Consider the following 6847-nt stretch of genomic DNA (forward strand, 5'->3'; position numbering starts at 1 on the left):
AGCAGTCTGGAATTTTGAAATGAAATCAAGATGTTATGAATATTAGAATTATTATGAAGTAGAATAGACCTATTAGGTGCTATTTGTGATGTATTCATGAAAGAGAAGGGCTGCTATGATTATTTTTGGTTTTCTATCATTAATTGTTTTGTTTATTTACGGTTGTTTTTGGTTCAGCTTCAAGGTGATTGAATACCTGCCTTACCTATTCCTGATTTGGCTGGTCCTTGAGATTTTGATATTTGTTAGTGATCATTTCGTGACAATCTTAATTGCTCTCTGGGCCTTAGCAACAGTATTCTGGTATGTTAAAAAGCACCACGATTCGAAAATGGCTGATGTGACAGATGAAAATCCGTCAGAGCCAGAGACCGAAATTGTACAAGAACCGGAAGAGGTCTTTGCTCCGGATGTTACAGTGACTAAAACTACTCCAGAAATAGCCCCGGAACCCATGGCTAACCCAGTTCAGGAATTGGCTGACCTACAGAAACAGTTTGCAGCTGATAATGCCTTGAATTTGGGGGATGGTCTGAGCGTCGATACTCAAAGCCAGCAATTCCTAATTGTTTTGGATGAAGATGATGCGAACAGCTACATCTTAGCCGATTTTGCTGATACGAAAAAAGTTCAGATCAAAGAGGCTGATGATTTATCAAAGGTCATTGCTGTGCACTTTCAAAATATGCCCTTTGGTGATTTCGTTAATTTGAAATTGAGTAATGAAATGAATCCCGTCCTTGGGCAAAGTCCTGCCGGTTACTTTGAAACTCTGTTGGCGAAATGGTCAAATTAATAAATGATTAAGAAAAAAAGTAGCAACCTTTATGGTTGCTACCTTTTAATTTGCCCTAGAAATATGGGAGCTAACTGAAAAGTTATTGTAGATTGCAAATTTTAATAGATAGAAAAACCCGGCCATCATAATCATGATTGACCGGGTTTTCGATTTAGGACTTACTATATTCATCAAGCAGGAGGGTCAAGAAGACTGAGCCTTGAACCAAATCCTTTTCGCGAATGTGTTCGTTTGGAGCATGGGGGCCACTACCGGCGTAGTGAACACCGACCATCACAACGGGATCATTTAAGACATCGTAGAATGGAGAGGCTGGTCCACCACCAGCTGTGTTTGGTATCAAGGTAACCTTGTCACCATAAACTTGGCTGGCCACCGTTTGATTTAACTGAACAAAAGAATCAGTTACGTCAGTCCGGAAGGGGTCAACGCTGGCATTCAGTGTGACTTGAACATCTTCAAAACCATGAGTCTGAAGGTGCTTTTTAACGAGTTCCAAGATCTTTAGGGGGTCTTGGTTAGGTACGAGACGAAAATCAAGTTTAGCCATCGCCTTTTTAGGAACGATAGTTTTGACACCAGCACCTTCGTAACCAGCAGACAGACCGTTAATCGTCATGGTTGTCCCATTAATCAAGTCATAGTTGGGTTGGTCTGTGACCAAGGGCTGGTTAATTCCGGCGTTTTCAACGGCTTTTTTGGCGTTGAATTCCATTTCATCAACCAATTTCTTGGTAGCCGGACTTAATTCGAGGACATCATCGTTGAAACCATCGATTAAGACCTTGCCGTTTTCATCGCGCATTGAGTTCAAGGCGTCAATGAGTCGCCATGCAGCGTTGGGGGCATAGACTGCCAAAGATGAGTGAATATCACGGGCTGCCGTTTCAGTAACTAGGTCAACACTTAAGACTCCCTTGAGACCACAGGTGATTTGGAAGTTTTCGTTTTCATCCTTACCACCCCCTTCCCAGATACAAACATCGGAAGCTAATTCTTCTTGGTGGGCCTCGACGTATTCCTTGACTTTGGGACTACCGATTTCTTCGGCGCCCTCAACAAAGAATTTAACGTTAACAGGTAAACCACCATGCTTGAGATAGTACTTCAAAACGGATAAGCGAGAAATCAATTCACCCTTATCGTCACAGACACCACGACCGAAGATTTTACCATCTTTGACGGTTGGTTCAAAAGGTTCAGTTAACCATTCATCCAATGGCTCGGCTGGTTGAACATCGTAGTGGTTGTAAAACAAAACAGTTTTATCTGTCTTACCTTTAAATGAAGCATAGACTACAGGGTTAGCGCCTTGATCATGCCAGGTAGTGGCAGTTTCGGCACCTAATTTTTTAAATTGTTCAACTAACCAAGTGGCGGTTTCGGGTAGATTTTTATTTTGGGTTGAAATGCTTTCAAACCGTAAATAATCGAAAAAATCTGAGCTGTGACGCTGAACGTAATCTGCGATTTCATCTTTATTCATTTTTCAGTCCTTAATATCAATTAGATTAGCTTAATGAAGTATGAGGCGATGATAACTGAGGCAACAGAAACTGTCGCGAAACCACCAACCAACATCTTTGGCATCATGTGATTCAACAAGAAATTCTCTTCTTCCTTATTAGAAGCAACAGTATGGGCAACTTCAGAAGTCATGATGTAGTCAGCGGGGAAGCCGAAGAGGGCAGTTAAGGCACAGGCGAAGGCCATTTGCCAAGACATTCCAAATGGCTTAGCCAAAACGAAGGAAACGATGAACATTCCAAGCATTCCCAAAGCAATCAAAACAACGATTTCAAGCAGGATTGAAAGAATTCCATTTGGTGTCACAACGCTTAATTGTGAGAAGACGAAGGCAATCAAACCATACATCAACCAGTTTGAAACGCCGGCCTTTTCAAGGGCCTTGTCGTCCAAGAATCCTACTTGGTGAGCAATAACACCGAAAATCAAGTAAACAACGTTAACGTTAACAAAGCTGTTTGTCCAAGTGTTGAATAGTTGTGCCAAAACAGCTACGGCAGCAACCTTAGTGATGATGAATGCTGAAGTGTTATAGGCTTCCGGGATTAATTGCTTTTTAGGCTTTGCAGCTGTGGCTGTATTGTTTTTAACAAGGTCTGGGTTTTCAGCAGTTTCCTTGTCAAAGCCCTTTAACAAGCGGCGACCTTCAGACTTAAGTAGGGCTGAAGTCAATGGGTAACCAAAGATTGAGTGGGTCACGAACATGGTAACAGGAAGGGCCAAGTAAGCAGTCAAGCCTTGGGCCTTTAAACCACTAACCATCAAAGTCGCTGAAACCAAACCACCAGTCAAAGGTGGAATAGCAGCTAAGACTGACTTAGTGTTGAAGAAAAGTGATCCAACAAGGACAGTCAAAGTGATTGTTCCGGCAACACCGGCAAGAGCGATGACGACAGCTTTCCATTGCTTAAGTAATTCGGTCAGGCTCATTAATGTTCCCAAATGAACTAAGAGCAAGGCGATACAAATTGGTGCAAAGGTTGGACCAAACGATGCTGAAGTAACAAACGTCTTTGGCAGGAAGAACCAAAAGCCAAGGATAAACAGGATGGCTGTGATGAAGACGGAAGGCACGAAAGCGTGACTCGCTTTTGAAACCCATTCACCAACCATGATGAAGAGCATGACCATAAAAATCGAAAAGATAAAAACCATGTGAAAACCTCTTTTAATTTATTATTTTCAAAAAGCCAAAGAAAAATCCCCATAGGCAGAAAATGTCTGAACGGATCCCGGGAAAATTTCCGTACAGAATTTTTCGTGCTGCCTATGCGGATTTGAAAACAAGAATGACTAAAAACTCAAGTCTCATTTCGCACAGGCTAGATAATGATAATAATCAAAATAGCAATAATGGCGATTGGGACTTGAGTAGCAATAATATTCGGTTGAATAAAATGTTTGGTAGTCATCGTTGTTTCCTCTCTAACAAGATTTGAATTGACTTTATGATAAACAAATTAGAATACGATTGCAAGTTAATTGTCTAAAATAATTATAATTAAAATTAAATTTAGATATAAAAAGCCTGTTTTATACATCATATCGACGATTTTAGGTTAATTATTCTAAATAATCACTATTTACAAAAACGGTTTGAACCTTTATCATGTCCATTATATTAGAAAAATATTAGAAAGAGGAATATGAATGGCAGATTTGACGTACAAGAACTTTAAGTTGTTTAACGGTAAGGATAACGAATTGTATGATGATTCATGGTTTACTGTTGATACCGAAACCGGTAAGTTAACTAAGGTTGGGCAGGGAACTGCCCCCGAAGGGGCAGTTGATTTAGGGGGCCGTTTCGTGATGCCTGGATTGATGAACTGTCATACGCACATTGTTGCCAATCCGAACTTTGGTGATGGTGGTTTCCGTAAGGGTGAAACAGAAACAGCCGTCCATGCCTTGAACAGTTTACGGGCCCTGTTAAAGTCTGGTGTCACTTATATTCGTGAATGTGGAAGTGCATTTGATGTGGATATTACCTTTGATCGTTTGACCCGTGAAGGTAAGTTGGATAAGGTTCCCCACATCATGCCTTCTGGAGGTGCATTTTCAATGACCGGTGGTCATGGTGACTTCCCTAACATGGGAGTCTTGGTTGATTCACCTGACGAAATGCGCCACCAAATCCGCTTAGGATTGAAGCATGGAGTTAAGGCCGTTAAGATTATTGCCACTGGTGGTGTTATGACTCCTGGTGATGAAATGTCAAGTACTCAGTTGAGTGTTGAAGAAATGCGAACTGCAGTTGAAGAATCACACCACCAAGGTGCTCCTGTTGCTGCCCACGCTGAAGGTAACCCAGGAATTATGAATGCCTTGGAAGCTGGTGTTGATTCAATCGAACACGGTTTCTATGTGAATGATGAAGAAGCCGACTACATGAAGGAACATGGCACATACTTGACGCCAACTTTGATTGCTGCTTGGGGTGTTGGTGAATTGGCTATCGGTAAGATTCCTGATTGGGAAACCAAGAAGATGCAAAATGCCTTGGAAGATGGTTTTGCCAACATTAAGAATGCTTGGCAAAAGGGTGTTAAGGTTACTCTGGGAACCGATGCCGGAACTCCCTTTAACGACTTCACCATGACACCAGTTGAATTGCAATTGATGGTTGAACATGAAGACGTAACTCCTTATCAGGCATTGGAAACGTCATGGAATGCAGCAACCTTGATGAAGGTTGATAAGGAATACGGCTCATTGGAAGAAGGCAAGTTTGCAGACTTCCTTGTTTTGGACGAAAATCCTTTGGAAGATATTAAGGCTGTTCAACAAGCTGATAAAGAAGTTTACTTGTCAGGTGCTCGTCAATTCTAGTCACGGTTGAAAGTTACTGATAGCAATTAAAAAAACTCAATAGACAAAATAAAGGCCTCCTAACTTAGCTGTTAGGAGGCCTTTATTGCATATTATTGAAGAAACGGTAGGCTTATTTAGTTAAATAGCTAACCGGTTGGTTAACTTCGACCTTGGTTCCTGCGAATGTCTTTTTGATATAAGACTGAACATCACTGCGGTGGTAGAGCGTAACAAGCTTCTTGTATTCAGCTTTGTTGTCGCTCTTAGCAGCACTAGCCAGGATGTTGACGTTGGCCTTAGTTGATTGATCAACCTTTTCATGGTAGATTGAATCCTTCAAAACGTTCAAGTGGCCTTCCAAAGCGATTGTATTACCAATCAAGGCAGCAGCAATACTGTTATCCTTGACGACGACCGGACCAGTGGTATCGTCAATTTCCTTAAATTTGAAATGATGTGGGTTGGACTTGATATCGTTTGGCCCTGAAAGGCTGTTAAAATTAGATTTCAAAGTGATCAAGCCGGCCTGAGCTAATAATTGTAAGCCGCGTGAGGCATTGGCGGGGTTGTTAGCAATGGCAATTGTGGCACCATCGGGGATGTCGCTGACCTTCTTATACTTGCTTGAATAGATACCCATTGGTTCAAGGTAAGTTGTTCCCAAAGTTTCAAGCTTGGCTGACTTATGGCTTTGGTTGTAGGCTGCTAAGTAAGCATATGACTGGAAAGCGTTAACGTCAATTGTGCCATCTGCTGTGGCCTGGTTGAGTGAAACGCCGTCCGTGAAAGACTTGACCTTAATGGTCAATCCTTCTTTTTTAGTTTCTGGCAAGGAGGCGATATAGTTCCAAATCTTGACATCGGAACCGATGGTTCCCAATGTGATGGTCTTTGTATCATCAGCCTGACTACTGTTTTTATTGTAGAAAGTGAAGGCCCCTACAGCGATGAGAATCACCGCTAAGAAAGCGATGATGATTTTTGATTTTTTAGCCATTGTATTTTCCGTTCATTTTATCTGTGTGCAGTGGTTAGAAAAAGGGTACTGTCAGTGCTGATGCAATCGGTTTAGATTACTTCGCGGACAAAGGGGTTAGAACTGATGCCGTCAGCGAGGATATCAGATGCCCAGGCCTTAGCTGAAAAGAGTGAATGATCTTTATAGTTACCACAGCTAAAAATATCAGTCCCTTGGACATCTTCCCATTCGATGTTGTCGCGAATTTCCTCGAGTGAACTTTTGAGGGCTCGAGCAACTTCTTCCGTTGATGGAGTGCCCCAGACAATCAAGTGGAAACCAGTACGGCAACCAAATGGTGAGCAGTCGATTACGCCTTCGAGGCGATCACGAAGCAAGCCAGCCAAGAGATGTTCAATGGTGTGTAATCCTGCCGTTGGGATAGCGTTTTCATTTGGTTGGACTAACCGTAAATCAAAGTTTGAGATTAGGTCACCCTTGAGTCCTGATTCTTCAGCGATAGCACGGACATAAGGTGCCTTTACTGCGGTGTGATCGAGTGCAAAACTTTCTACTTCAGCCATAATATTATTTCTCCTATTTTCTGTGTATTATTCGTGTTAGTTGCGGTATTTAATCATTCAAACGTTGGTGGGTCTGTATTGGTTGTGGTCATAGTGATACTCCCGTTAGTATTTGTGCTTTAATAGTGATTTGTGGCAAATAAAAAGTCCCCCCGGCCAAAAAAA

The 6847-nt window shown here is 41.8% G+C and carries 6 protein-coding genes; 2 read left to right on the forward strand and 4 right to left on the reverse strand.

The window, feature by feature from the left end:
- Positions 1–115: 115 nt before the first annotated feature.
- The gene (locus AOQ29_RS01210) at positions 116–796 is read left to right on the forward strand and encodes a hypothetical protein (protein WP_061992731.1); all 681 of its coding nucleotides are present in this window, start codon (positions 116–118) and stop codon (positions 794–796) included.
- A 154-nt stretch (positions 797–950) separates the two neighbouring features.
- On the opposite strand, the gene AOQ29_RS01215 is transcribed toward AOQ29_RS01210, so the two are convergent.
- Positions 951–2285, reverse strand: a complete 1335-nt coding sequence (locus tag AOQ29_RS01215; protein WP_061992732.1) for a M20/M25/M40 family metallo-hydrolase — start codon at positions 2283–2285, stop codon at positions 951–953.
- A gap of 20 nt (positions 2286–2305) precedes the next feature.
- A complete protein-coding gene (locus AOQ29_RS01220) occupies positions 2306–3481 on the reverse strand; it encodes a hypothetical protein (RefSeq protein ID WP_061992733.1) in 1176 nt (391 codons plus the stop codon).
- Positions 3482–3976: 495 nt separating this feature from the next.
- Here AOQ29_RS01220 and AOQ29_RS01225 point away from each other — a divergent pair, with 495 nt between their 5' ends.
- On the forward strand, positions 3977–5158 hold the full coding sequence (locus AOQ29_RS01225) for a metal-dependent hydrolase family protein (protein WP_061992734.1): 1182 nt from the start codon (positions 3977–3979) through the stop codon (positions 5156–5158).
- 112 nt (positions 5159–5270) lie between these two features.
- On the opposite strand, the gene AOQ29_RS01230 is transcribed toward AOQ29_RS01225, so the two are convergent.
- Positions 5271–6137: a MetQ/NlpA family ABC transporter substrate-binding protein gene (locus AOQ29_RS01230; RefSeq protein ID WP_061992735.1), complete on the reverse strand. Its 867-nt coding sequence runs from the start codon at positions 6135–6137 to the stop codon at positions 5271–5273.
- A gap of 71 nt (positions 6138–6208) precedes the next feature.
- On the reverse strand, positions 6209–6682 hold the full coding sequence (locus tag AOQ29_RS01235; RefSeq protein ID WP_061992736.1) for an S-ribosylhomocysteine lyase: 474 nt from the start codon (positions 6680–6682) through the stop codon (positions 6209–6211).
- Positions 6683–6847: the final 165 nt, after the last annotated feature.

Origin of the sequence: Fructobacillus ficulneus, assembly GCF_001047075.2 — a bacterium.
GTDB classification, from domain to species: Bacteria; Bacillota; Bacilli; order Lactobacillales; family Lactobacillaceae; genus Fructobacillus; species Fructobacillus ficulneus.